This window comes from Mesorhizobium sp. M0074 (assembly GCF_040322975.1).
Lineage (GTDB): Bacteria > Pseudomonadota > Alphaproteobacteria > Rhizobiales > Rhizobiaceae > Mesorhizobium.
The window spans coordinates 50,198-74,911 of record NZ_JAMYUM010000023.1 but is presented as its reverse complement, the minus strand read 5'-3'; the positions used below and the strand labels follow the sequence as shown (position 1 = coordinate 74,911).

General features: G+C 62.4%; 19 protein-coding genes. 10 read left to right on the top strand and 9 right to left on the bottom strand.

What is annotated here, in order from left to right; genetic code table 11:
• Positions 1 to 39: 39 nt before the first annotated feature.
• The 4 genes from NKJ73_RS26505 to NKJ73_RS26490 all read right to left on the bottom strand — a co-directional run bounded on the left by NKJ73_RS26505 (position 40) and on the right by NKJ73_RS26490 (position 4,312).
• Positions 40 to 840 carry an SH3 domain-containing protein gene (locus NKJ73_RS26505; RefSeq protein ID WP_352571633.1) on the bottom strand — a complete coding sequence of 267 codons (801 nt, stop codon included), beginning with the start codon at positions 838 to 840 and terminating at the stop codon, positions 40 to 42.
• Positions 841 to 1,100: 260 nt separating this feature from the next.
• The gene (locus NKJ73_RS26500; RefSeq protein WP_352571632.1) at positions 1,101 to 2,387 is read right to left on the bottom strand and encodes an NAD(P)/FAD-dependent oxidoreductase; all 1,287 of its coding nucleotides are present in this window, start codon (positions 2,385 to 2,387) and stop codon (positions 1,101 to 1,103) included.
• 73 nt (positions 2,388 to 2,460) lie between these two features.
• Entirely contained in the window at positions 2,461 to 2,829 is a 369-nt protein-coding gene (locus tag NKJ73_RS26495) for a four helix bundle protein (protein ID WP_352571631.1), read from the bottom strand.
• A 49-nt stretch (positions 2,830 to 2,878) separates the two neighbouring features.
• Positions 2,879 to 4,312 carry a glutamine synthetase family protein gene (locus NKJ73_RS26490; RefSeq protein ID WP_352571630.1) on the bottom strand — a complete coding sequence of 478 codons (1,434 nt, stop codon included), beginning with the start codon at positions 4,310 to 4,312 and terminating at the stop codon, positions 2,879 to 2,881.
• A gap of 167 nt (positions 4,313 to 4,479) precedes the next feature.
• On the opposite strand from NKJ73_RS26490, the gene NKJ73_RS26485 reads away from it, so the two are divergent.
• Positions 4,480 to 5,196: an HAD family hydrolase gene (locus tag NKJ73_RS26485; protein WP_352571659.1), complete on the top strand. Its 717-nt coding sequence runs from the start codon at positions 4,480 to 4,482 to the stop codon at positions 5,194 to 5,196.
• Positions 5,197 to 5,228: 32 nt separating this feature from the next.
• Here NKJ73_RS26485 and NKJ73_RS26480 read toward each other — a convergent pair whose 3' ends face one another.
• On the bottom strand, positions 5,229 to 5,618 hold the full coding sequence (locus tag NKJ73_RS26480) for an ANTAR domain-containing protein (protein WP_352571629.1): 390 nt from the start codon (positions 5,616 to 5,618) through the stop codon (positions 5,229 to 5,231).
• A 431-nt stretch (positions 5,619 to 6,049) separates the two neighbouring features.
• Between NKJ73_RS26480 and NKJ73_RS26475 the strand changes: the two genes are divergently transcribed.
• Positions 6,050 to 6,511, top strand: a complete 462-nt coding sequence (locus tag NKJ73_RS26475; protein WP_352571628.1) for a RidA family protein — start codon at positions 6,050 to 6,052, stop codon at positions 6,509 to 6,511.
• Between the two features lie 65 nt (positions 6,512 to 6,576).
• Here the strand turns inward: NKJ73_RS26475 and NKJ73_RS26470 are convergent, their stop codons facing one another.
• On the bottom strand, positions 6,577 to 6,819 hold the full coding sequence (locus NKJ73_RS26470; RefSeq protein ID WP_023719402.1) for an SMc00767 family acetate metabolism repressor: 243 nt from the start codon (positions 6,817 to 6,819) through the stop codon (positions 6,577 to 6,579).
• A 78-nt stretch (positions 6,820 to 6,897) separates the two neighbouring features.
• The gene (aceA, locus tag NKJ73_RS26465) at positions 6,898 to 8,187 is read right to left on the bottom strand and encodes an isocitrate lyase (RefSeq protein WP_352571627.1); all 1,290 of its coding nucleotides are present in this window, start codon (positions 8,185 to 8,187) and stop codon (positions 6,898 to 6,900) included.
• A gap of 238 nt (positions 8,188 to 8,425) precedes the next feature.
• Between aceA and NKJ73_RS26460 the strand changes: the two genes are divergently transcribed.
• The 7 genes from NKJ73_RS26460 (at position 8,426) to NKJ73_RS26430 (ending at position 16,564) form a co-directional block, all read left to right on the top strand.
• The gene (locus NKJ73_RS26460) at positions 8,426 to 9,877 is read left to right on the top strand and encodes a helix-turn-helix domain-containing protein (RefSeq protein ID WP_352571626.1); all 1,452 of its coding nucleotides are present in this window, start codon (positions 8,426 to 8,428) and stop codon (positions 9,875 to 9,877) included.
• A gap of 196 nt (positions 9,878 to 10,073) precedes the next feature.
• The gene (locus NKJ73_RS26455) at positions 10,074 to 10,973 is read left to right on the top strand and encodes a DUF2167 domain-containing protein (RefSeq protein WP_352571625.1); all 900 of its coding nucleotides are present in this window, start codon (positions 10,074 to 10,076) and stop codon (positions 10,971 to 10,973) included.
• Between the two features lie 182 nt (positions 10,974 to 11,155).
• The gene (locus tag NKJ73_RS26450; RefSeq protein WP_023677450.1) at positions 11,156 to 12,109 is read left to right on the top strand and encodes a DMT family transporter; all 954 of its coding nucleotides are present in this window, start codon (positions 11,156 to 11,158) and stop codon (positions 12,107 to 12,109) included.
• Positions 12,110 to 12,461: 352 nt separating this feature from the next.
• Complete coding sequence (locus tag NKJ73_RS26445; protein ID WP_352571624.1) at positions 12,462 to 13,559, top strand: polyamine ABC transporter substrate-binding protein; 1,098 nt, start codon at positions 12,462 to 12,464, stop codon at positions 13,557 to 13,559.
• A 72-nt stretch (positions 13,560 to 13,631) separates the two neighbouring features.
• Complete coding sequence (locus tag NKJ73_RS26440) at positions 13,632 to 14,771, top strand: ABC transporter ATP-binding protein (protein WP_352571623.1); 1,140 nt, start codon at positions 13,632 to 13,634, stop codon at positions 14,769 to 14,771.
• Between the two features lie 9 nt (positions 14,772 to 14,780).
• Positions 14,781 to 15,749, top strand: a complete 969-nt coding sequence (locus tag NKJ73_RS26435; protein WP_352571622.1) for an ABC transporter permease subunit — start codon at positions 14,781 to 14,783, stop codon at positions 15,747 to 15,749.
• Entirely contained in the window at positions 15,746 to 16,564 is an 819-nt protein-coding gene (locus tag NKJ73_RS26430) for an ABC transporter permease (RefSeq protein WP_023677454.1), read from the top strand. The genes NKJ73_RS26435 and NKJ73_RS26430 overlap by 4 nt, the downstream gene beginning before the upstream one ends.
• 7 nt (positions 16,565 to 16,571) lie before the next feature.
• Here NKJ73_RS26430 and NKJ73_RS26425 read toward each other — a convergent pair whose 3' ends face one another.
• A complete protein-coding gene (locus tag NKJ73_RS26425; protein ID WP_352571621.1) occupies positions 16,572 to 18,422 on the bottom strand; it encodes an AsmA family protein in 1,851 nt (616 codons plus the stop codon).
• A gap of 283 nt (positions 18,423 to 18,705) precedes the next feature.
• Between NKJ73_RS26425 and NKJ73_RS26420 the strand changes: the two genes are divergently transcribed.
• Positions 18,706 to 20,664 carry an acetoacetate--CoA ligase gene (locus tag NKJ73_RS26420; RefSeq protein WP_352571620.1) on the top strand — a complete coding sequence of 653 codons (1,959 nt, stop codon included), beginning with the start codon at positions 18,706 to 18,708 and terminating at the stop codon, positions 20,662 to 20,664.
• Between the two features lie 281 nt (positions 20,665 to 20,945).
• Here the strand turns inward: NKJ73_RS26420 and NKJ73_RS26415 are convergent, their stop codons facing one another.
• Positions 20,946 to 24,692, bottom strand: a complete 3,747-nt coding sequence (locus NKJ73_RS26415) for a PAS domain S-box protein (RefSeq protein WP_352571619.1) — start codon at positions 24,690 to 24,692, stop codon at positions 20,946 to 20,948.
• Positions 24,693 to 24,714 lie beyond the last annotated feature (22 nt).

Sequence of the window (24,714 nt, the reverse complement as noted above, 5' to 3'; positions counted from 1 at the left end):
ACCGGCTGATGGCGAGCGACCCGCAATCGCTCTGCCGGCCTACGCCCCGGTTTTGACGTAGCTCTTGTAGATCCAGCCGCGCTTGCCGTTGTAGACGATCTGGCACCATTGCTTGCAGCTCATCACTTGCACCGATGTCTTGGCCGGCACGGTGAGAATGGCGGCCGCATTCTTTTTTGGGCCGGTGCGCATGGTGACGGATCTCAGGATGCGTCCGGTACCGGCAGTATTGGCTCTTCCGGATTTTGCCTTGGTGCTGTTGTCGTCTTCGCTCGCGGTCTGCGTCGGCAGTTGCGGCTTGGGCGTGGGGATGGCGGCGGTCTGCGCGCCATCGGGCCCGCTGTTTTTCGTTGAGCTGCCGGGAGCCGCGACCTTGGCAAACAATGCCGCAGCGTCGGGTTTTGCTGCCGGGTCGGCGAATGCCACCGAAGCAGACGATTTATCGGTCGCCTGCTCGGTCTGGCTTGCCAGCTGGTCGGATGCTGCCGTGGCGGCGGCCGATGCCGTCTTTGGCCCCGTCCAGCGCGGATCGTTGGGAGCCAGCGCTGGTATCTCGGCTTCCGCTGCGGCCACCGCTGGGGAAACCGCATCTGCCTTGCCCGTCGTCCGCGGCGCCGCAGCAACCTTGGCAGGCATGATCTTCGTCGTCTTGACCGGGATGGTCGGAACGATCTGCTCAGGACTTGCGGCCGCTTGTCGCTCATTTGCCGGCAATGCCAGCCACAGTGCCACCGCGGCAACGCCGAGCAGTGCGGCCGTGCCAAGCGCGGCTATCACCAGATGCGCGTTCGACCGGACCCCGTGCCAGAACGTCGGCCGCATATCGTAACCGAATTGCATCGCAAGGCGCCGTCGTTCCGGCGCGCCGAAACTGAAGGGCTCTCTCACACTTGCCACCTCCATTTGCGGGCCGATGTTCTTACGACCCATGCCGGAGAGCCGGCATTTCGATCGGCATCGGTCCCAAACCAAAAGCGGGCAGGCCCGCAAAAAATTCCCCGTTCAGCTGCCCACGAGCATCATCTTTCGCCCGCGATTGTGGCATCACTGCGCCCTTGGCGGCAATTCTGCGCCCTGGTTAAGGATTCTGCAACGTCTGGTTAGATCCTGTCCCGCAACGCGTACCAGTTGAGCGCAAGAAAGAGCAGTGGCGCGCGCAAACGCCGGCCGCCGGGGAAGGGTGGAATTTTCAGGTCCTCGATCAGCTTCAGCCGGTCGCGGTTGCCGGCGACCGTCTCGGCATAAAGCTTGCCGAAAAAGTTCGACAGCATGACGCCGTGGCCGGAATAACCGCCGATCGAGGTCACATTGGGCATCACTTCGCGCACGAACGGCTTTCTCGGCATGGTGATGCCGACATAGCCGCCCCAGCCATGCGTGATCTCGACGTCCTTCAGTGCCGGATAGATTTCGGCGATCTGCCGGCGGATGTGGATGTGGATGTCCTTGGGATCGTTGACCGCATAGATCTCGCGGCCGCCAAACAGCAGCCGCCCATCCTTCGATTTGCGGAAATAGCGCACGACGAAGCGCGAATCGTCGACCGCCTCGCCACCCGGCAACACTTTGGAATCGGCTCCCAGCGGTACCGTCGCGCCGATGAACGAGCCGATCGGCATGATATGCGCGGCACTCACCGGTTCGAGCGTGCCGCCATAGGCATTGACCCCGATCAGGCATTTAGCGGCGGCGATCGTGCCCTTCGGCGTCGCAACCCTGACCTTGCCGCCGCCGGAGGTGATGCCGGTTGACGACGTCTGCTCGAATAGCTTTGCGCCGGCCTCTGCCGCCACCTTTGCGGTGCCGATGACCAGTTTCAGCGGATGGATGTGGCCGGTGCCGGTGTCGCGGGTGCCGCCGAAATAATGCGTCGAGCCCAGCCGCTCGGCTGTCTCCGCGGCATCCATGAATGAGATGTGCGGATAGCCGAAACGGCTCGCCATGATCTCGGCATGCGCCTTGTAGTCGTCGACATAGCGCTTCTTGTGCGCCACCGACATCTGGCCGGGCATATAGTCGATCTCGATCTGGTGCATGGCGGCAAAGTCGAGCAGATGCGCCTTGGCCTCTTCGGCCAGGTCGAACAGCGCCTTGGCGCGGGAAAAGCCGTATTCCGCTTCCAGTTCCTCTGCCCAGGCCCGTTGTCCGGTGCCGAGCTGGCCACCATTGCGGCCCGATGCGCCGTCACCGAAACGATGCGTTTCGATAAGCACGACATCCGCGCCTGTCGTGGCGAGATGAGCCGCCGCCGACAGGCCGGTAAAGCCGCCGCCGACAATCACCACATCGCATGTCCGGTCGCCATCGAGCGCCGGATATTCGGGCCTTGGCCCGGCCGTGTCTTCGTACCAGGAGCGGCCGGGGGAGATTGGGGATTGGTAGGTCATGATGCTTGGCTAGGGGAGTAGGGGAGTAGGGGAGTAGGGAAGTAGGGAAGTAGGGGAGTAGGGGAGTAGGGAGCTAGTCGGGTGACAGTTTGCGGATCAGGAGGCGAAGAAGCTTCCCAACGCTTTCGGTACTCGCCAACAATGAAGCCGCCGTCGCCTTCGGCGCGATGCCGGTACGCTCGGCGATCAGAAGCTGAGTTTCCAGTTCCTTCAATGATCCTTGAGCGATACGGAGAAATTGTTGATAGGAACCTCGGATCTCTCTGCCATATCCCTCCGCAATGTTCGACGGCACCGAGCTTGCAGCGCGCCGCACTTGGCTGGTGAGTCCATAAAGTTCTTCCTTGGGCCATGATTTCGCCGCGCCGTAAACGGCCACAGCAAGGTCCATTGCCTGCTGCCAGACTATCAAATCCTTGTAGGAACCCGTTTTCTCAGCCATTCGTCCCTACTCCCCTACTCCCCTACTCCCCTACTCCCCTACTCCCCTACTACACATTCAGCAGCAAATACTCCCTCTCCCACGGGCTGATCACTTCCATGAAGGTCTCGAATTCCGCTCGCTTGATCGCCGCATAGGTGGCGGCAAATGACTTGCCGAGCAGCGTGCCGAGTTCTTCGTCAGCCTCGAACAGGTCGACGGCTTCGAGCAGGCTGCGCGGCAGGTCGATCTGGTCCTCGTTGGCGGTCGTCAGAACCGGCGGCTCGGCCTTGATCTTGTTGGTCATGCCGATCAGTCCGCAGGCAAGCGATGCCGCCAGCGCCAGATAGGGGTTGGCGTCGGAGGAGGGGATGCGGTTTTCGACGCGCCGCGCCGCCGGGTCGGAGCGGGGCACGCGGAAGGCGGTGGTGCGGTTGTCGTAGCCCCATTTGTTGTTGACCGGCGCCGAGGCCGACTGCGTCAGCCGCCGGTAGGAATTGACGTAGGGCGCAAACATCACCAGCGCGTTGGGCACATGTTTCTGCATGCCGCCGATGAAATGGAAGAAGGCCTCGGTCTCCGAGCCGTCCTCCGCCGAAAAAACGTTCTTGCCGGTCTTCTTGTCGATGATCGACTGATGGATATGCATGGCCGAACCGGGCTGCCCCTGGATCGGCTTGGCCATAAACGTGGCGTAGATCTCGTGCTTGAGCGCCGCCTCGCGGATGGTTCGCTTGAACATGAACACCTGGTCGGCGAGCTCGATCGGATCGCCGTGACGCAGATTGATTTCGAGCTGGCCGGCGCCCTCCTCGTGGATCAGCGTGTCGATCTCCAGGCCCTGGCTTTCGGAGAAATGGTAGATGTCGTCGATCAATTCGTCGAATTCGTTAACCCCGGCGATCGAATAGCCGGCGCCGCCGCCGATCGGCCGTCCCGATCGACCTACTGGCGGGGTCAGCGGATAGTCCGGATCGGGGTTCTTGCGCACCAGGTAGAACTCGATCTCGGGTGCCACGACCGGCCTCAGCCCACGCTTGTCATAGGCGGCAAGCACGCGCTTCAGCACGTTGCGCGGCGTGAACTCGACCGAGCGGCCGTCCTGGTGGACGAGGTCGCAGATAACCGCCGCGGTAGGGTCCTCCTCCCACGGCACCACCGTCAGCGTCGAGAGGTCAGGCATCAGCTTGAGGTCGCCGTCGTCCTCCGGATAGTGGAAGCCGTTGCCGTCCTCCGGATAGCCGCCGGAAATCGTTGTCATGAACACCGCCGAAGGCAGCGCCAGCGAGGTGTTGGAGGTGAACTTCTTCGATGGCATCATCTTGCCGCGCGCAACCCCGGCCTGGTCGGGTGTGATGCATTCGATATCTTCGATGCCGCGCCATTCCAGCCAGGCGCTGACTTCCTTCCAGTTCTTGACGCCACGTTGGTTTTTCACGAAGGCAGGCGTGCGGGCGCGTCCTCCGCGGCTCGACGGACGGACTTCCTTTTTTGCAGGCGGCATCAATCACCAGATTTGTTGCAGATTGTGGAGTATAGCCGTTGCCGACGACGAAAGGGAAGGGGAGCCGGCTGGCGTGCGCCTCGATAACCGGGGGAACACAACGACTTCCGGATAAAAGCCTCCTGGTCTAGGGTCGGCCTCCCGCAAGGCTGCAATTAATGGTCCCCATGCAACACAGCCGCAAACTGACGACGATCGGCTTCGACGCCGATGACACGCTGTGGCAGAACGAACAGTTCTTCCGCGTGACCGAGAAGCGCTTTGCCGCACTGCTCGCCGATCACGCCGAGGAGGACCGGATTTCAGCAAGATTGCTGGAGGCCGAGAAGCGCAACCTCGCGGTCTACGGCTTCGGCATCAAGGGGTTCACGCTGTCGATGATCGAGACGGCGATCGAGGTCACCAACGGCCAGGTGCGGGCCTCGACTATCGCCGAAATTCTCGCCGCGGGCCGCGAGATGCTCAACCATCCGATCGAGCCGCTTCCCCATGCGCGCGAAACCGTGGAAAAGCTGGCCGGCGCCTACCGCCTGGTGCTGATCACCAAGGGCGACCTGTTCGACCAGGAACGCAAGCTCGCGCAATCCGGGCTGGGCGAGCTGTTTGATGCCGTCGAGATCGTCAGCGACAAGAGCGCAGCCACCTATAGCCGCATCTTCAGCCGCCACGGCGACGGCCCGGAAAAGGGCATGATGGTCGGCAACTCGCTCAAATCGGACGTCGTACCGGCCATCGAAGCCGGCAGTTGGGGCATCCACGTTCCGCATGATCTGACCTGGGTGCTGGAACATGTCGAGCCGCCGGTCTCGGCACCACGCTTTCGCCAGATAGCCAATCTCGGTGAACTGCCGGGCTTGATCGAGCGTATCGGCGAGATTGATTAATCAGGTCTGCAGTCGACGCGTCGCGGTAGAAGTCAGTTGCGGCCGACCCCGACCAGCCGGTCGATCACCGGCTGCAGCCGTTCGGTGGTGATCGGCTTGACGACCACCGCATCGATGACGCTCGACAGGCCCAGGGTCTCCGGAGTGCCGGTCTTGACTGAAAGCAGGATCACCGACGGAAGCGATTTGCCTGACGCCCTTCGCAGTGCATCGATACCCGACAGCAAAGCGTCGCAGTCCCCGTTCTCCGCTCCGCCGTCGAGAACGACAGTGCCGGGAACCAGTGCGTGCAAGGCCTTTGCCGCGGTTTCTGGCGTTTCCGAGATCGGTTTGAGGCCGGACCGCTCGACGATCTTTGAAACCACGACCCGGTTGATCGGTGATTTTCCGACCACCAGCACACGCGAGAAATCCGGAAGCATGCCGGTCTCCACGTCCCGGCTACCGAAAGCCAGCTGTTTTGCAGTCTCGATATCGCGATTCGCTGGGCACATGGCGGGGGCAGGCCGTTGTTCAATGTTTCAATGCAGGGTTGAAACTTGGAGGTAATTGGCGTGAGATCGCTGCTCATGTCAAGCTGAAATGGCATATCAGGAGAATATCGCAAGAAACATTAAAATTTAAATTAAGTGCTTTTCTTTGCCGCCGCTCGAAAGGAGAAGTCGCCATTGCAACTGGGCAGGCTTCAGCGAAGTTTGGCTGTGCAGCGCGAACGCATCAACTCGCAGCCATAGCCGGATTGACGCAGGTTGGATGAAGGCGAGGCAAGTCTGTCGCGAGCTTGTCGCACCGTCTCGCTGGACTATCCTTCCTCGTTGGCTAAGCACGTCTCTTTGGGCGACGGGAGATGACAATGGAACTCGTGACTCACAAGAAATTTAAAAACGGCCGGTTGATGCCATGGGGAAAGGGTACGGTCGTTACCGGCGCAAAGGGGTTTGTCTACCTTTCCGGAAACACCGCGACGGCCGACGACTACGATCCGATCGGCAAAAGCGGTGGCGGCGCCGTTGGAGATGCCGCGGCGCAGTGGCGCAAGATTCTCACCAACATCAAATCAGATCTGGAAGAGCTTGGCACTGCGCTCGAGCATCTCATCAGGCTGACCTTCTTTGTTAAGGGGCCATTTCCCGATGGCGGTGTTCTGAGCTCTCCCAATTTCCGCCTGGACGTCTTGGACGAATTCTTTGCGGTGCACTGCCCGAAGCACTGCAGCTACAACAACCCGCCGCCCTCGGAAATTATTGGCGTTGCAGCGCTTGCGCAGCCTGATCTTGTCATTGAAATCGTTGCATTAGCGGCTCTGCCGGATTAGGCAAAGCCGCGGCGTGCAAGGTGCGATAGCATGCGCTCAAAAGAGGCGCGGTGCGGTAGAATTCATCAGTCGTGGCTCCGTTGCGTGACGATGACCGGGATCAGCAGATCGCCCCAGTTGCCGTCGCCGCCATGGTGTCGTGCCGAGCGCACCAGCTCGACCGAGACGCCGGCCTCGACCGCCTTCATTACCGACTGATTGAGCCTGTGCAGATCGTTCGCCAGCATGCGGATGGTCGCCTGCTGATCGACATTCATGCTTGTGGCCTGCTCTTCGGCCCGTTCCTTGACGCGGCTTATCGATGCCATTGGTCTTCTCCCTGTGTTGCCATGCCTGTTGTGTTGCCATGCCCGCTTGGGCGTTCCCTCTGTTTGTCTGCTGTTCCGCTATTCCGCCGCCGGCCTGAATTGGGCGTGCTCGGTCGATCCATGCATGGCCGTGGTCGAAGACTGGCCACCGGTGATCGCCATTGAGACGGCGTCGAAATAGCCGGTGCCGACCTCGCGCTGGTGCTTGGTGGCGGTATAGCCATTGGCTTCCGCGGCGAATTCCGCCTCCTGCAGTTCCGAATAGGCTGCCATCTGCCGCTCCTTGTAGCCGCGGGCGAGCTCGAACATGCCGAAATTGAGCTGGTGGAAACCGGCCAGCGTAATGAACTGGAACTTGTAACCCATGGCGCCGAGTTCCTTCTGGAATTTCGCAATCGTCGCGTCGTCGAGATTCTTCCTCCAGTTGAAAGACGGCGAGCAATTATAGGCAAGCAGCTTGCCCGGATGATGCTTGCGCACGCCGTCGGCAAACGTCCTGGCCTGCGCCAGATCGGGCTTGGAAGTCTCGCACCAGATCAGGTCGGCATAGGGCGCATAGGCGATGGCGCGGGCGATGCAGGGCTCGATGCCGTTGCTGACATGGTAGAAGCCCTCCGCGGTGCGGCCGGCGTCATAATCGACGAAGGGCCGGTCGCGTTCGTCGATATCGGAGGTCAGGAGCTTTGCCGCTTCCGCGTCAGTGCGCGCCACGACCAGCGTCGGCGTACCCATGACGTCGGCGGCAAGCCGCGCCGCGTTGAGGTTGCGGATGTGTGCGGCGGTCGGGATCAGCACCTTGCCGCCGAGATGGCCGCATTTCTTCTCCGAAGCCAGCTGGTCCTCGTAATGGACGCCGGCCGCACCCGCCTCGATGAACGCCTTCATGATCTCGAAAGCGTTGAGCGGCCCGCCGAAGCCGGCTTCCGCGTCGGCGACGATCGGCGCGAACCAGGTGTCGACCGACAGCCCCTTGCCTTCGGAGGTCTCGATCTGGTCGGCGCGCTGTAAGGTGCGGTTTATGCGCTTGACCAGTTCGGGCGCGGCATTTGCGGGATAAAGCGATTGGTCCGGGTACATGGCGGAAGCGGTGTTGGCATCGGCGGCGACCTGCCATCCCGACAGATAGATCGCTTTCAGCCCGGCCCGCACCTGCTGCATCGCCTGGTTGCCCGACATGGCACCCAGCGCGTTGACGAAATCCTCTTCATGGATGAGCTGCCACAGCCGGTTTGCGCCCATTTCGGCGAGGCTCTGCCGGATCTGCACCGAGCCGCGCAGCCGCTTCACGTCGTCCGGCGAATAGGGCCTTTCGATGCCATCAAAGCGGCCTTGCGGCGCCGACGGGACGAGGTTGTAAAAGTCGGTCATTGATCACTCCAGGCGGTTTTGATGCCGGTTTAGGAAGGCGTCGCAGAGGGAAAATATGTGCGCCATATGTGTGACACCATTTACACGTCGGCACGACGCAAGCGAGGTAAACCTCCTGATCAGTCATAAAATAAGGGAAAACCTGTGTTGTGTTTGACTGATGAGAGCTGTAAATCTGTCATGATTGTAAAGACAGCCATGCCATCGGTGGATGTAAATTTCTGTCAAGGGCAGTCGATTGGCCGACCATAAAATCTTTGCCGGGCCGCGCATTCGCCGCATCCGCAACGCCAAGGGGCTGACCCAGACGGCGATGGCCGAAGGGCTCGGCATCTCGCCGTCCTATCTCAATCTCATCGAGCGCAACCAGCGGCCGCTGACGGTGCAACTGATCCTGAGGTTGGCAACCGTCTACAAGGTCGACCCACATGAATTGCAGGGCGAGGCGAGGGGGTCGGTCGCCGATTTGAAGGAAGTGTTTTCAGATCCGTTGCTGGCCGGCGAACTGCCGGGCGACCAGGAACTCATCGAGCTTGCCGAGGCGGCGCCCAACGCTTCCGCCGCTGTCATAAAGCTGTTTCGCGCCTATCGCGAGCAGGCCGAGCGATTGTCGGATATCAACGAGCTGCTCGCGCGCGAGGGCAAGGCCACCGCCCTCTCCGGTGCCAGGCTGCCGATCGACGAGGTGCATGAGATTTTCGAACGCCGGCCGAACCATTTTGCCGCGCTCGAAGAGGAAGCCGAGGCATTCACGTCGGTGCTCGATCCCGGCGACGATCTGTCCAGTGCGTTGAAGGCCTGGCTGCGGCGTGAATTCGGCATCGTCGTCAAGGTGCTGCCGGTCGCCACCATGCCCAACTGGCGCCGTCGCTACGACCGTCACTCGCAGCGCCTGTTCCTGTCCGAGCGGCTGTCGCCATTCGATCAACTACGCGAGGTGGCGATGGAGGCCTGCCTGATCCGCATGAGCGTCGCTGTAGCCGCCGAGATCCAGGTGCTGAAGCTGACCACGGACGAAGCCCGCCGGCTGGCGCGTTTCGAGCTCGGCCGCTATGCCGCGCACGCTCTGATGATGCCCTATCAGCCTTTTCGCGCCGCTGCGGTCCGTGCCCGCTATGATATCGACATGTTGCGGTCGCGCTTCGGCGTCTCTTTCGAGCAGGCGGCGAACCGGCTGACCACGCTGCAGCGGCCGGGTGCGTCGGGCGTGCCGTTCTTCATGCTCGAGGTCGACAGTGCCGGCAATCGGTTCCGCAAGGCGGGCAGCCACGGCTTTCCGCAAAGCCGCTTCGGCGGCGGCTGTCCGAAGCTGCCGGTCCATGCCGCCTTCGCCCAGCCCGGCCAGATCCTGGTCGAGGCAGTGGAAATGCCCGACGGTGCGGCGTTCCTCTGCATGGCCCGCACGCTCGAAGGGCCGCAGGGCTCGTTTGCCGAGCGCCCGCGGCGCACGGCGCTGTTGCTCGGCTGCGACATCAGTTTTCGCGACGAGGTCGCCTACGGAGCGGCATTGCCGGGGCCGGCCGCCATCGGCAAGACCGGACAGAGCGCCGCTGCACCGGCGACGCCGATAGGCCCTGCCTGCCGGCTGTGCGAACGCATCGGCTGCCTCGCCCGCGCCGAGCCACCCGTTACACGTCCGCTCGGCCTCGACGAGATGGTCACGGGACTGTCGGCGTTCGATTTCCAGTGATTCGGCTCCAGCAATATTGCGGCTGAATCTTCGACCAAAGGACCTCATCTGTTCCTGCGGCGGCAACCAGTAAGCTGGTTCGCGGTTGCCGGCCAAAATATTGGTTCAGCCAAAATATTGATTCAGCCGAATATTGATTCAGCATTGACGGTACGGTATCAAAAAAAAGAACTGCGCAACGGTCGGGGGATCAATGATGGGCAGGACAGTTTTTTGGCTTGGCTTGGCGCTCGCGTTTTCGGCCGATCCCGCATTGGCTGAAAAGTCCTCGGATTTCTTCAATTCCTATCAACACTATAATGATGCCGGCAAGGCGTTCCTGGACAAGATCGATCCGAAGACCGGCGCGATAAATCTTGCCGAAGGCATCCATCTCGACCTCAAGGACAAGTTCTATTTTCTGGACAAGAAGGACACGCTCTCCGTCCTCACCGAAGCCTGGGGCAATCCGCCCGACTCTGGTTCCGATGCCCTCGGCATGATCTTTCCAGTCTCCCATGATCCCATTGCCGACAACAATTGGGGGATAGAGCTGCGCTGGGAAAAGATCGGTTACGTCGACGACAGCGACGCCGCGTCCATCGATTACAATGAACTGCTGCGCAACATGCAGTCAGACACTCTTTCCGGCAACGATCAGAGGGTAAAGGATGGCTATGCGCCCATTACGCTGATCGGCTGGGCGTCGCCGCCGGTTTATGACGCGGCCCACAAGCGCCTGCACTGGGCCAAGGAGCTGCAATTTGGCAACGATGCCGCCCATACGCTCAACTACGACGTCCGTTTCCTTGGCAGGGAGGGCGTTTTCGTGATGAGCTATATCGCGACGGTGGAACAATTGCCGGAGATAAGGCAAAGCCTGGATGAAGTGCTTGGCCTCGCGGACTTCAATACCGGCAAGACATACGCCGATTTCGTGCCGGGCGTCGATACGGTTGCGGCGATTGGCGTCGGTGGCCTGATTGCCGGCAAGCTGGCGGCGAAAGCAGGTTTTCTGGTCGTGGCGCTGATCGCGCTGAAAAAGTTTGGCCTGCTCCTGCTGATTCCGCTGGCCGGTCTCTGGCGTTTTATCCGCGGCAACAAGAGCACCTCGTAACGCATCATCGACAGGTCGCCTCGGATCATCGCCGGGCGAGGGGCGAGGCGCGCTCATCAGTGCGCCAAACGGAACATCGAACTGGATCACGCCCGGCCTTCTGCTTTGCGTTACGCGAATTAGGCACGTCTCTGTCGTCCATTGCACATCGTGCTGCTCCGAATTCGCCGACAGTCGTACCCATGACCGATACCGCATCATCTCCGGTTGCCGCTTCGCCGATCGTGTCGCCGCAAGGGGAACGCGTCGGCTTCCTGCTGGTATTCCTGTCGGCGTTGATGTGGAGCTTCGGCGGCAGCATTGCGCGCTTCATCGACAACGCCGACAGCTGGACGGTGGTGTTCTGGCGCTCGGTCTGGGCCGCCGCCTTCCTGCTCTGCTTCATGGTCTGGCGCGACGGCTGGCGTGGCACGCTGAAGCTGTTTCGCGGCATGGGCCTGGCCGGCCTTGCGGTGGCGTTCTGCTTCGCCACGGCGTCGACCTCTTTCGTCGTGGCGCTTGCCTATACCACGGTCGCCAACATCCTGTTGATGCAGGCCGGCGTGCCGCTTCTGGCGGCGCTGTTTGCCTGGGCGCTGTTTCGCGAACGGGTGGCGGTGGCGACCTGGGTGGCGATCGCCGCCGTCATTGTCGGCGTCGCCATCATGGTGTCGGAATCGCTCGATGGCGCGGTGTCGCCGATCGGCGACGGGCTGGCGCTGCTCATCGCTGTCATGTTCTCGATCGCCACCGTCATCACGCGCCGCTTTGCCCATGTGCGCATGACGCCGGCGACCTGTCTCGGCACGATGCTGGCGGCCGCCTTTGCGGCATCGCAGGCGTCGGCGCTGGGCGTCTCCAGTCACGATATGGGCTTCCTCTTTGCCTTTGGCGTGATCAATCTGGGACTCGGTCTCGCCTTCTTCGCCACCGGAGCCCGGCTTGTTCCGGCCGCCGTCGCGGCGCTGCTCGGCACGTTCGAACCGATCCTTGGCCCGATCTGGGTCTGGCTCATCCATTCCGAGGTGCCGTCGGCGCGCACCATCGTAGGCGGTGCGGTCGTGGTCACCGCGCTGCTCGTCCATATCGGGCTCGAGTTCAAGCGTCAGACGCGGCCCGCGCGAGCGGGCGTCACCGGTGTGCCGTCACCTAATTGATGCAGTGCGCGCGTCAAAGCGAGATGAACCATTGACAACGTCGCAGCCGCGCGGGCAGGCTGCGATCACGGCAACAACAAGACAGGCGTATCTTGCCAAGTCTCCATGCCGGCCGCATCGAGGCCGGACAATATCGTCGTCTCCCTGCCCGCGCCGTAGCGAAAGCTTCCGACGGCGTCGGAACACCACCAACGCCACGCCAGGTCTTCGCTGTCGGCTCGCCGCCGAACGATAATGGCGCCGGCAATTCGCGCTTGTCGCCTGCCTGCAAGCCCAATACCTTGAAGCAAATGCCCAGCCGCGCGGACGCCGCGACGAGCCGGCGACGGAACACTCATCAAAGGAGAATAGCATGACCCGCAAAGCGCTCTGGCTTTCGGCGACTTCGGCGTTTCTGGCAGTTTTCACCTTGGGCGCGCATGCCGAGGATCGCGTCGTCAACGTCTTCAACTGGTCGGACTATATCGACAGTTCGATCATCGACGACTTCACCAAGGAAACCGGCATCAAGGTCGTCTACGACACTTTCGATTCCAACGAGATCCTGGAAACGAAACTGCTCGCCGGCGGCAGCGGCTACGATGTCGTCGTGCCCAGCGGCAATTTCCTTGCACGCCAGATCCAGGCGGGTGTGTTCCAGAAGCTCGACAAGTCGAAACTGCCGAACATTTCAAATATGTGGGACACGGTCATGGAACGGACCGCCAAATATGATCCCGGCAACGAATATTCGATCAACTACATGTGGGGTACGGTTGGCATCGGCTACAACATCAAGAAGGTGCAGGCAGCGCTCGGCACCGACAAGATCGACAGCTGGGACGTGTTCTTCAATCCCGAAAGCCTGGCCAAATTGAAGGACTGCGGCGTCTATGTGCTGGATTCGCCGGCCGACATCATACCGGCGGCACTGAAATATCTGGGCCTCGATCCAAACAGCACGTCGCCCGATGAGATTGCCAAGGCCGAAGAAACCTTGCTGAAGGTCCGGCCCTATATCCGCAAGTTCCACTCTTCCGAATACATCAACGCCCTTGCCAATGGCGACATCTGCCTGGCGGTCGGCTGGTCGGGTGACGTCTTCCAGGCCCGCAACCGCGCCGACGAAGCCAAGCAGGGCGTCGAGATCGGCTACTCCGTGCCGAAGGAAGGTGCCCAGATGTGGTTCGACCAGATGGCGATCCCGGCCGATGCGCCGCATGTCGCCGAAGCGCATGAGTTCCTGAACTACATGATGAAGCCCGAAGTGATCGCCAAATCGTCGAACTATGTGCTCTATGCCAACGGCAACAAGGCTTCGCAGCAGTTCATCGACAAGGCGATCCTGGAAGATCCGGCGATCTATCCGGATGCAGCCACCTTGCAGAAGCTCTACACCGTATCGCCTTACGATCCCAAGACCCAGCGCATCATCACCCGCACCTGGACCAAGATCGTCACCGGCCAATAGCATCTGACCAGGCCCCGGCAGCCGTTGCCGGGGCCGCTTTCTCATGGGGCAAGCAGCAGGACGGAGTGGGACATGAAATCGCTTGGCAGCATCCGCAGGGATTTTGCGCCATGGAACGATCCGAACGCCAAGCCATACATCCAGTTCGACAACGTCACCAAGAAATTCGGTGAGTTCACCGCGGTCAACAATCTGTCGCTGACCATTTTCGAGCGCGAATTCTTTGCCTTGCTCGGGGCCTCAGGCTGCGGGAAATCGACGCTGCTCAGGATGCTCGCCGGCTTCGAGGAGCCGACCGCCGGCCGCATCCTGCTCGATGGCCAGGATCTGCGCGGCATTCCGCCCTACCGGCGGCCGGTCAACATGATGTTCCAGTCCTACGCCTTGTTTCCGCACATGACGGTCGAGAACAACATCGCCTTCGGCCTCAAGCAGGAAGGCATGGCCAAGGCCGACATCGACAAGCGCGTCGCCGAGATGCTGAAGCTGGTCAAGCTCGAGCAGTTCGCCAAGCGCAAACCGCACCAATTGTCGGGTGGCCAGCGCCAGCGCGTCGCGCTCGCGCGCTCGGTGGCCAAGCGGCCGAAAGTCCTGCTGCTCGACGAGCCGCTTGGTGCGCTGGACAAGAAGCTGCGCGAGGAAACCCAGTTCGAGCTGATGGACCTGCAGCAGAACCTCGGCCTCACCTTCGTCGTCGTCACCCATGATCAGGAAGAGGCGATGACGATGGCCGACCGCATCGCCATCATCGACAAGGGCGAGGTGATGCAGGTGGCGACGCCGGCCGAGGTCTACGAGGCGCCGGGTTCCCGCTTCGTCGCCGGCTTCGTCGGCAATGTGAATATGTTCGACGGCAAGATCGCGGCTGGCGAGGCCGGCAGTGCGAGCATCGATGCCGGCAACGGCATCACCATCCGGACCGAAAATGCCGGCAGGGCCGCCGCCGGAACATCCGTCACCTTCGCCATCAGGCCGGAGAAGATCAAGGTGTCCTCCACGAAACCGGCCGGTGCCGTCAACGCCATCGAGGGCGAGGTCTACGACATAGCCTATCTCGGCGACATGACCGTCTATCACGTCAGGCTGGACGACGGTCAGGTGGTGCGGGCGAGCACCATGAACGGGGCACGCCTCACCGAGGATCCATTGACCTGGAACGACCGCGCCTGGGTTTCTTTCCGCCCCGACGCCGGCGTCGTCCTGACACGGTAGGGACTGATCATGTCCGCTGTCACCGCCGCAACAAGCTCTCCGGCAAGCGCTGCCGGCAAATCCGCCTTGGTCAGGCTGGGAGCGGCCTTCGTTAGCCGGCTCGTCATCATCATCCCCTACCTCTGGCTGCTGTTCTTCTTTCTCGTCCCTTTCATCATCGTCTTCAAGATTTCGCTGTCGCAGACGGCGATCGCCATGCCGCCCTACACGCCGGTGCTCGATTTCCGCAGCGGCATTTCCGGGTTTATCTCGGAATTCGGCGCGCTCAATTTCGACAACTATACCTGGCTGACGCAGGATGCGCTTTACTTCAATGCCTATGTGACGAGCGTCATCGTCGCCGCCATCTCGACGGTCCTGACATTGCTGGTCGGCTATCCCATAGCCTATGGCATGGCGCGCGCTCCGGCGACGATTCGCCCGACCTTGCTGATGCTGGTGATCCTGCCGTTCTGGACCTCGTTCCTGATCCGTGTCTACGCCTGGATCGGCATCCTCAAGCCCGAGGGCCTGCTCAACCAGCTGCTGCTCGCCACCGGCATCATCAGCCAGCCGCTGATCATCCTCAACACCTATACGGCGATCTTCATCGGCATCATCTACTCCTATCTGCCGTTCATGGTGCTGCCGCTCTATTCGTCCTTGGAGAAGATGGACCATTCTCTGATCGAGGCCGCCAAGGATCTCGGCTGTCCGCCGACCAGCGCCTTCTGGAAGATCACCTTCCCCCTGTCGCTGCCCGGCGTCATCGCCGGCTGCCTGCTGGTGTTCATTCCCGCCGTCGGCGAGTTCGTCATTCCCGACCTGCTCGGCGGCTCGCAGACGCTGATGATCGGCAGAACGCTGTGGAACGAGTTCTTCGCCAACCGCGACTGGCCGGTGTCGTCCGCCGTTGCCGTCATCTTGCTGCTGCTGCTGATCGTGCCGATCATGCTCTTCCAGCGAGCCCAGGCGCGCGCCCAGGAGCAGGACCAATGAACGCGACCTGGAGCCGCTTCAACATCATTTCGATCGTGCTCGGCTTTGCCTTTCTTTACCTGCCGATCGTCCTGCTCGTCGTGTTCTCTTTCAACGAATCGAAGCTGGTCACCGTCTGGGGTGGCTTCTCGACGAAATGGTACGTGTCGCTGTTCCACAACCGGGGTCTGATGGACGCCACCTGGGTGACGGCCCGCGTCGGCGTCATCTCGGCAAGCGTCGCGACCGTGCTCGGCACGCTGGCGGCGCTCACCTTGACACGCTACACGCGCTTTCGCGGCCGGCTGCTGTTTTCCGGCATGGTGTTTGCGCCGCTGGTCATGCCGGAAGTCATCACCGGCCTGTCGCTGCTGCTGCTCTTCGTCGCCGTCGGCCTCGACCGCGGCTTTCTGACGGTGACGCTTGCCCACACCACGCTAACCATGTGCTTCGTTGCGGTGGTGGTTCAGTCGCGCCTGATCACTTTTGATCGTTCGCTGGAAGAGGCCGCGATGGACCTCGGTGCGCCACCGGTGAAGACCTTCTTCCAGATCACGCTGCCGGTTATCATGCCGGCTATCGTCTCCGGCTGGATGCTGGCCTTCACGCTGTCGCTCGATGATTTGGTTATTGCCAGCTTCACCTCGGGACCCGGCGCCACGACGCTGCCGATGAAGATCTACAGCCAGGTCCGCCTTGGCGTGACGCCGGAAATCAACGCAGCGTGCACCATCCTGATCGCGGTCGTCGCAGTTGGCGTGATCATCGCTTCGCTCGCAAACAAACGCCGCGAGGTGCAGCGCCAGCGCGACGAGCAGGCGGCGCAGCGAGGTTGAAGGCTCGCTACTCTCCCGAAACGCCGCGGCTTATCGGCGAGATGAACGGCGTGCTCCACGTGCCGCCGACGAAGAACGACGACTGCTTGGGCGGCTGGCCATTCGTCTGCGTGGCAGCCTGGCTCGGCTGGACGATGCCGCCGGACAGCGCCAGCCCGCGTCCGGCATAGGATGCGATGCCGGAAAGCCAGATCTTGTATTGCGCGGAATTCACCTCGGCCTTGTCGATACGCGCCACGCCGTTCGAAACGCTCGCCTTGAGCTCGGCCCCGTCGATCGGCAGCGTTCCGTCCGAGACGTCGTCCAGCGCGAAGAATCCGCCCTGTTCGGTGTGCTTGAGGAACGCCGGCAGGTTAAGCCGGCTCAGCGCACCCGCGCCGAACGTCGCGGACAGCGAGCCATTGGCGTTTTCGAAAATCGAGTCCCAGGTTCTGCCAGGCCCCTTGAGGATGACCGAAACGGTTCCAGTGCCGATCGGCACCAGCCGCGTCATCCCGGCCGCGGTGCCGAAAGCGCCGCCGTCGATATCGGAAGCAAGCAGCCGGATCTCGACTTCCGTGCCGGCGGGCTTGCGGTCGAAACGGACGCTGCTCTGGACGTTGCCGCCAAAGGCGGATGCATCCGAGATGTCGAAGACGGCAAGGCCGTTCTTGACCTGGGCAGTGGCAGCGACGTCGGCAAGCTGGATGGCGCCGGCGGTGGCATGCGCCGCCGACAGCCTGAGATCGAGATTGATCCGGTCGGCGAAGCTTGTGTCGATTTCGCCCGGGCCGGTGCCGCCGGCGGATGGCACCGGGGTAAAGGCGGAGAGAAATGATCTGAGGTCGAGCGTATCGAAGGCAAGTGTGCCGGAGATCACCGGCAGTGCCTCACCATAGGTGAAGTCCAGCGCACCCATTCCGGGGTTATTGTCGAGGGTCAGGGCCGTGTTTTCAAATTTGACGCGCCCGGCCGTCGCCGTGATCTTGCTTGAAACCGAGATCGAGCCGATTGCGGCACCGGGCGCGATGCCGGCCTGCGACCATTCGAGCACGCGTCGGAGCGAAGGTGCGGCGAATTTTGCCTGGCCGTCGAAATAGCCGTTCTCCGACATGCTGGCGCGGCCGTCGAACGAAAAACTGGCCGGTGCCGCCTTGAAGGAAAATGTGGCCGGTGCTGTGCCGCCACCGAACAGCACGAGCGGGTTCGGCGATGCGGCGTCGATGGCAACACTTTCGCCGCGCCATATCCCGGTCGCCGACAGCGTCGCATTGCTGTTCATCGCGGCCCAGTTCGCCTGGCCGCTCAGGCTGCTCAATATCTCCTGGTCCTTGCCGCCGATGGCAGCCACTACGCGGCCGTCCCTGAACTCGACTGTGCCGAACGGATCTGTCGGCAGCTTGCCGAGATCCGGCTTGGCGGGATTTGTGTTGATCACCGCGCGGGCAGCATCGATCGAACGCGTAATGCGCCCACCGCTGGGAATCGCAGGCAGGAAAAACCCGCTCGCGGTACGCTGAACCCGGATCGTCGGTCGTACCAGCCGCGCCGTCGAAAACACCACATCGCCACGCAGCGCCGCCATCGCCGAGAGGTCGACCTCGACCCGTTCGGCCTCGACCACGGGCGGCGCATCCGTCTCCGTCCATTGCGACAGCGTCACGTCGCTCAGGATCGCCCGGAAATTCGGCCACACCTCGATACGCGGCGCGCCGTCGATGGTGACCCGGAAACCGCTCCACGCGCTCATTTCCCACGCGATACGGTCGCGTACGATGCGGGTCGAGGCGATCAACGGCAAGGCTGCGACAACCAGCGCGATGACGATGACGGCTGCGCCGATCGCCCATATTCCGCGTCGGATCAAAGGTGATGGCATATCGCCCCGTATGCTTCCATTCCGACAAAATCGCCCGACGGGTGTAACCGACGGCTGACGCATTTCAAGTCTTTATGGCCCGGCGATGGCATTTGCGCACACCCTGACCGGCGCGGTCCAACAAAATCTTGCTCTGCTGCATCGCGATATGCATAAGCGATGCCAATGCATGTCGCCCAAAAGTGCGCAGCGGTTTTGGGATAAACGACATGCATAAAGACAAAAGTTTAAAGCGCGTCGCGTGAATCTCTTCAAACGTGACGTGCTTTAAGGAGAAACAATGATGGCTGACGACGCACCGCTCTGGATCCCGACGCAAGAGCAGATCGACGCAGCGCCGATGACCGCCTTCATGAACGCCGCGGCGAACATGGCCGGCAAGGTTTTCTCCTCCTATGCCGACCTGAATCGCTGGTCGATCGATGATCGCGAGACCTTCTGGAGCCTGGTCTGGGACTTTTGTGGCATCGTCGGCGACAAGGGCGAACGCATGCTGGTCGATGGCAACAAGATGCCCGGCGCGACCTTCTTTCCTGAGGCAAAGCTGAACTTCGCCGAGAATCTCCTCAAGAAAACCGGGCTTGGCGACGCAATCGTCTTTCGCGGCGAGGACAAGGTCGAGCGGCGGCTGTCCTGGAACGAGCTGCATGCGCTGACCTCGCGCCTGCAGCAGCTTTTCCTGTCGCTCAAGGTGAAGAAGGGCGACCGCATCGCCGCGATGATGCCCAACATGCCGGAGACCGTTGCTGCGATGCTGGCGGCCGCCTCGATCGGCGCGGTCTGGTCGTCCTGCTCCCCAGATTTCGGCGAGCAGGGGGTTCTCGACCGGTTCGGCCAGATCGAGCCTGTCGTGTTCATCGCGCCGGACGGCTACTGGTATAATGGCAAGGCGATCGAAGTCGCCGACAAGATCGCGGCCGTGGCGGGCAAGCTCGCCACCGTCCGCAAAGTCCTCATTGTCGACTATCTCGGCACCTCGCTCGACGTCGCCGCGACCATCGGCAAGGCGGCTGCGCTGGAAGAGGCGCTGTCACCCTTTGCCGCAAGGCCTGTCGCCTACGAAAGGCTGCCGTTTTCGCATCCGCTGTACATCCTGTTTTCATCGGGCACGACCGGCATTCCCAAATGCATTGTCCATTCGGCCGGCGGAACGCTGATCCAGCACGTCAAGGAAGAACGGCTGCATGCCGGCCTGCTCGACGGCGACCGCTTCTTCTACTTCACCACCTGCGGCTGGATGATGTGGAACTGGCTGGTGTCGGGCCTGGCATCGGGCGCCACCTTGCTGCTCTACGACGGCTCGCCGTTCTACCCGGACGGCAATGCGCTGTTCGACTTCGCCGATGCCGAAAAGATGACCTATTTCGGCACCTCGGCCAAATTCATCGATTCCGTGCGCAAGGCCGGCCTGAAGCCGATCCACACGCATGATCTTTCCAGCGTGCGCACCATCTCATCGACCGGCTCGCCGCTATCGCCGGAAGATTTCCGCTTCGTCTATGAAGGCATCAAGAAGGACGTGCATCTGGCTTCGATTTCCGGCGGCACCGATATCGTCTCCTGCTTCGTGCTCGGCGTGCCGATCGAACCGGTATGGACCGGCGAGATCCAAGGGCCCGGGCTCGGCCTTGCCGTCGATGTCTGGGACGATGACGGCCGCCCGCTCCGCCAGGAGAAGGGCGAGCTCGTCTGCACCAAGGCGTTTCCGGCGATGCCGATCGGCTTCTGGAACGACCCTGACGGCAGGAAATACAAAGCCGCCTATTTCGAACGTTTCGACGATGTCTGGTGCCACGGCGATTTCGCCGAATGGACCGTCCATGGCGGCCTGATCATCCATGGCCGTTCCGACGCCACGCTCAATCCGGGCGGTGTCAGGATCGGCACGGCGGAGATCTACAATCAGGTCGAGCAGATGCCGGAAATCCTCGAAGCGCTGTGCATCGGCCAGGATTTCGACAATGACGTGCGTGTCGTGCTGTTCGTGCGGCTGGCGGCCGGCGTTGAGCTCGATGCCGAGCTGGAAAAACGCATCCGCGCGAAAATCCGCACCGGGGCGAGCCCGCGCCACGTGCCGGCCAAGATCGTCGCCGTCAGCGATATTCCGCGCACCAAATCGGGCAAGATCACCGAGCTCGCGGTACGCGACGTGGTGCATGGCCGCGCCGTCAAGAACAAGGAAGCGCTCGCCAATCCCGAAGCGCTCGAGCTGTTCCGCAACCTGCCGCAGCTTGCCGACTGAGCCGGGTTCAAGGTGGGAGCTGTTTTGAGGTCTCCGGTATCGTTAACGAATTATCTCTTCGGAATTTACCTAGATTTCATGAGTGGTACACATTGGTAAATTTTCCGGCGTGCCGGTAAGGATTTGTTAAGGCCCGGCATCAATAGTCGTGCGTAACTTGAGGGAGAAATCCCGTTCCTCTTAGCCCCGAGAGGATCTGATTCGCTCAAGCCCCGTTGTGACAGCAATTCCAATTTCTCAAGGCGTCCTGTTGGACGCCTTTTTTCTTTGCGCAACCATAGCTAACCGGCGAGCACTCGGGTCGAGGGAAAGGCGACTTCGACAAGGGTTCCCTCGCCGGGCGTCGAGTTGATGGTGAACCGGGCCCGGTTCGCTTCGACCATCGCCTTGGTCAGCGGCAGCCCAAGACCCGTGCCGTCGCCACGGCCGCGCTTCAGCGCATTGATCTGCTTGAACGGCTTCAGCGCCTGCTCGATCTCGGACTGGCTCATGCCGATGCCGGTATCGCGAACGCGCATGACGACATCGCCGGAGATCTCGTAAGCCGTCGACACGATCACCTGGCCGCCGGCCTGCGTGTAGCGGACGGCGTTCGACAGGATGTTGAGCGCGATCTGCCGCACGCTGCGCAGATCGGCCACCACTTCCGGCAGCCGCGAGGCGAAGCTGGAGCGGATGATGACGCGTTCCCGGTTGGCTTGCGGCTGCATCATCGCCACGGTTTCGGCAAGCGTGTCGTTAAGCGACACCGCCTCATAGGCCATCTCCTGCTGGCCGGCCTCGATTTTCGAAATGTCGAGCAGGTCATTGACCAGATCGAGCACGTGGTTGCCCGAACGGTTGATGTCGCGCAGATAGTCGCGATAGCGGTCATTGGCCACCGGCCCGAATTTCTCGTCGACCATCAGCTCGGAAAAGCCGATTATGGCGTTGAGCGGCGTGCGGATCTCGTGGCTGATGCGGGCCAGAAAATCGGTCTTCTGCGACGAGGCGCGTTCGGCGACCGCGCGCGCCTGGGTCAAGTCCTCTTCGGCCCGCTTCCACTGGGTGATATCGCGCACCACCGCACAGAAGCCGCTGTCGTTGGGCAGCCTGCCGATGGTCATGAACAGCGGAATGAAACGCCCCTGCGCCTCGCGCCCGATCACCTCGCGGCCATCGTTCATCACGCTTGCAACGCCGGGCTCCGACAACCCCTCGAGATAGTCACGCGCCGCGCGCTGGCTTTCGATCGCAAACAGCGAGACGAACGGTTTGCCGGTCACCTCGTCGCTGTCGAAGCCGAACAGCGCTTCCGCCGGACGGCTAATTGAACGGATCGTTCCGTTACGGCCGATCAGCACGACGCCGTCGGTGGCGGTGTCGATGATAGTGCGCATTTCGGCAATGCGTGCCTTGAGCTCGGAAACATCCGGCTGCGTTTGGTCTTCGGCGGCGCCATGTGGAATGGCTGCTGCCTCGTCGTCGCCGGAACGGCGTACGACCAGCATCAGCGCCTTGCCGTTTCCCCAGGGGACGGAGCGTAAAATCGCGTCGATCGGAAACTCCTGACCGTCGCGCGTTTTCAGCCGCAGAGCGCGGTCGCCGCCGTCCGAACTGCCGTCGTCGGCATAAGGGTCGGCAAACAGCGCGCCGAGCCCGCCGGCCTCGTCCAGGGCATTGAGCGTCGCATAGCCGGTCAAGCCGAGGAATTCGTCGTTCGCGTAATGCAGCTGGTCGCCGGAATGGATAAGCACCGGCACTGGCAGCTTGCCGAGGATCGAGGTATCCGGCCCCTTGTTGTCCTCTCCGGCAAACGCCGACGGCACGAAGCCGTCGAGTTTGAGCGGTGGTGCCTGCGGCCGCGCGATGGGCGGCACCTGGCCGGCAACGTCGGCTGCGGCTGCGCTGTCCTCGGACCAATCCTCGCTGTCCTCGGCGTCACGGAAATCTTCGGCCGTCATGCTGTCGTCGTCGCCATCCCGCGGCGCTTCGGCAACGATCGTTCGACGGTTCGTGCTGGGCTCAATGCCTTCCTGCGCTTCGTCGCTGGGTTCGCGGTCGGCATAGTCGAGCAGCGATCCGGAAACAGGGCGTGTGACGGGTTCGCCGGCTTGCGCCTCTGCTTCCGCCTCATCGGACTGCTCGCCGTCGAGCCGGGCAAGATCCTTCTGGTCTTCGGCATCGGCCTCGAGCGGTTCGGCGGCAGCCGCCTCGATTTCCGGACCTTGTGCCGGCATCTCACCCTTGTCCGTCGGGCCGGCTTCTTTCAGCTTTGGCTCGTCGGCCTTGCCGGCTGCCTCGACTTTCTCAACCGGCTTCTGCTTTCCGGCGCTGGGCTGTTCTTCGGCCGGGGTGCTGTCCTTCTTGAGACGCTCGCCAATCTCGCGAAACGCGCTGCGTTCCAGCGTCGACAGGCCCTTGTCGTTGGCCGGCTGCCGGTGCTCGGCCAGCCGGATCACCTTGTCGGCAAAGCGCCGCTCGGGTTTTGGCACGATGGTCAATGCCGGCACTTCGCCCCTGAACGGATCGGCGGGTTTAGGTGTCTCGGGGAGAGGTTCGACGGCTTTCGGCCCGATGGTCGCGGCAGGTTTCTCCTCGGCGACAAGGGCCATGCCGACGGCATCCGGATCGACCACCGCATCGCCGCTCCTGGCCACGCCGAAACCGCGAAAACCTTCGAAAACGCGGCTGCGGCTGTAAACCGGGAGCGCCGCCAGGTCGACGGGTATCTTCAGATCGGTGCCGGCGACCGGCCACAGCACGGAGCGGCCGGACCAGGTGTCGCGCCGTTCGAGCAGGCCGGCAATCTCGCCAGAAGCATCGAGGCCATAGGCGGCCGAAACATCCTCGAAGCGGCGGCCGATCACGTCGGCGGCAGGCTTGCCGACGAGCTCGGCAAATTCCGGCGACAGGGCGCTGAAATGGCCCTCCGCGTCGGTACGCCAGACGAAACGCATGGGCGCGGCGGTGCGATCGATCGCCGAAGCGCGGTGTTCGGCCGGCGAGGCGGCTTTGGTGGCCTTTGCGGCGCTTTCCGGCGAAGTATCCGCGCCGGCCTGCGAAGCGTCCGGGCTGGTCTCGACTTTGCCGGACGCAGCTGCCCCGGGCGGGACCTGCGCGTCGTCGCCGGCATTGAAGTACCAATGGTCATGCTGCGTCGGCGCTTCGCCAACCGTGCGGTGATCGTCGGCCGCGTCGGCAGGTTCGTGCTCGGCCGATGCCGAGGTGCCTTCCATCGCTGCAAGGTCGATCTCCGCCGCGCCGGTGCTGGCGATTGGCTGCTCGTTGTCCTGGTCCGTTGGCTGGGGAAGATCGCCACCGCTCAGTGCCGCTGCCGCCTCGGTTTCCCCGCCGGCGCGCTCGCCATCGGGGGCCTCGCCGTCAAGCCGGTCCTCGTCGATCACCACCAGCAGGTGCCGCTCTTCCGTCAGCCGGGCAAGGCCCGCGGGATAGGAGCTGGACCCACCCGGAACCAGGCGCTTGACGATGCGGTCGCTCTCGTTCGCCACATCGGCGACAAGTGCGGCCAGCGTCTCAGGCCGGATGCCGAGCGCCGAAAAGCCGTGCGATGCGGCGTCGATATTGCCCTTGGCATCGACAAAGGCGATGTAGTGGCCGTCTTCCGTAAAGCCACCGATGGCGCGGTCGGCGATCTCGGCGGCGCTTCGCGAGCCGGTCTGCGCCGCCTGCAGCGCCAGCATGATTGCTTCCTCGCCATCGGGCATGGTCACCGCGCTGGCCAGGAAACCGACGGCACGGCTGGTCAGGCCGGTCGCCAGCCGGACCGTGATGGCACGGTCGCGGCCGATCTGCGGAAAACCGCTGGTTGCCATGATCTGGCGCCGGGCGATCAGCGGCAACCCTGCCGAGGCGCCGATGATAGCGCCGATGTCCGGATAGCCGAATACCGCCGCGCCGGGCCCGTTGGCCCAGATCACCTGCTCGAGATCTGCCGACAGAATGGCGATCGCGTCGCCTGCGGCGAAGCGCAGGCGGACGGCGTCGAGCACGGCGACGTCAAGGAAGGAGTAGTTTTCAGCCGGCATGCGCTTGGCGACCCTCACAGAG

Coding starts and splice junctions, on each gene's coding strand:
- NKJ73_RS26505 (WP_352571633.1), bottom strand. CDS start 840: ATGCAATTCGGTTACGATATGCGGCCGACGTTCTGGCACGGGGTCCGG.
- NKJ73_RS26500 (WP_352571632.1), bottom strand. CDS start 2,387: ATGACCTACCAATCCCCAATCTCCCCCGGCCGCTCCTGGTACGAAGAC.
- NKJ73_RS26495 (WP_352571631.1), bottom strand. CDS start 2,829: ATGGCTGAGAAAACGGGTTCCTACAAGGATTTGATAGTCTGGCAGCAG.
- NKJ73_RS26490 (WP_352571630.1), bottom strand. CDS start 4,312: ATGCCGCCTGCAAAAAAGGAAGTCCGTCCGTCGAGCCGCGGAGGACGC.
- NKJ73_RS26485 (WP_352571659.1), top strand. CDS start 4,480: ATGCAACACAGCCGCAAACTGACGACGATCGGCTTCGACGCCGATGAC.
- NKJ73_RS26480 (WP_352571629.1), bottom strand. CDS start 5,618: ATGCTTCCGGATTTCTCGCGTGTGCTGGTGGTCGGAAAATCACCGATC.
- NKJ73_RS26475 (WP_352571628.1), top strand. CDS start 6,050: ATGGAACTCGTGACTCACAAGAAATTTAAAAACGGCCGGTTGATGCCA.
- NKJ73_RS26470 (WP_023719402.1), bottom strand. CDS start 6,819: ATGGCATCGATAAGCCGCGTCAAGGAACGGGCCGAAGAGCAGGCCACA.
- aceA (WP_352571627.1), bottom strand. CDS start 8,187: ATGACCGACTTTTACAACCTCGTCCCGTCGGCGCCGCAAGGCCGCTTT.
- NKJ73_RS26455 (WP_352571625.1), top strand. CDS start 10,074: ATGGGCAGGACAGTTTTTTGGCTTGGCTTGGCGCTCGCGTTTTCGGCC.
- NKJ73_RS26450 (WP_023677450.1), top strand. CDS start 11,156: ATGACCGATACCGCATCATCTCCGGTTGCCGCTTCGCCGATCGTGTCG.
- NKJ73_RS26445 (WP_352571624.1), top strand. CDS start 12,462: ATGACCCGCAAAGCGCTCTGGCTTTCGGCGACTTCGGCGTTTCTGGCA.
- NKJ73_RS26440 (WP_352571623.1), top strand. CDS start 13,632: ATGAAATCGCTTGGCAGCATCCGCAGGGATTTTGCGCCATGGAACGAT.
- NKJ73_RS26435 (WP_352571622.1), top strand. CDS start 14,781: ATGTCCGCTGTCACCGCCGCAACAAGCTCTCCGGCAAGCGCTGCCGGC.
- NKJ73_RS26430 (WP_023677454.1), top strand. CDS start 15,746: ATGAACGCGACCTGGAGCCGCTTCAACATCATTTCGATCGTGCTCGGC.
- NKJ73_RS26425 (WP_352571621.1), bottom strand. CDS start 18,422: ATGCCATCACCTTTGATCCGACGCGGAATATGGGCGATCGGCGCAGCC.
- NKJ73_RS26420 (WP_352571620.1), top strand. CDS start 18,706: ATGGCTGACGACGCACCGCTCTGGATCCCGACGCAAGAGCAGATCGAC.
- NKJ73_RS26415 (WP_352571619.1), bottom strand. CDS start 24,692: ATGCCGGCTGAAAACTACTCCTTCCTTGACGTCGCCGTGCTCGACGCC.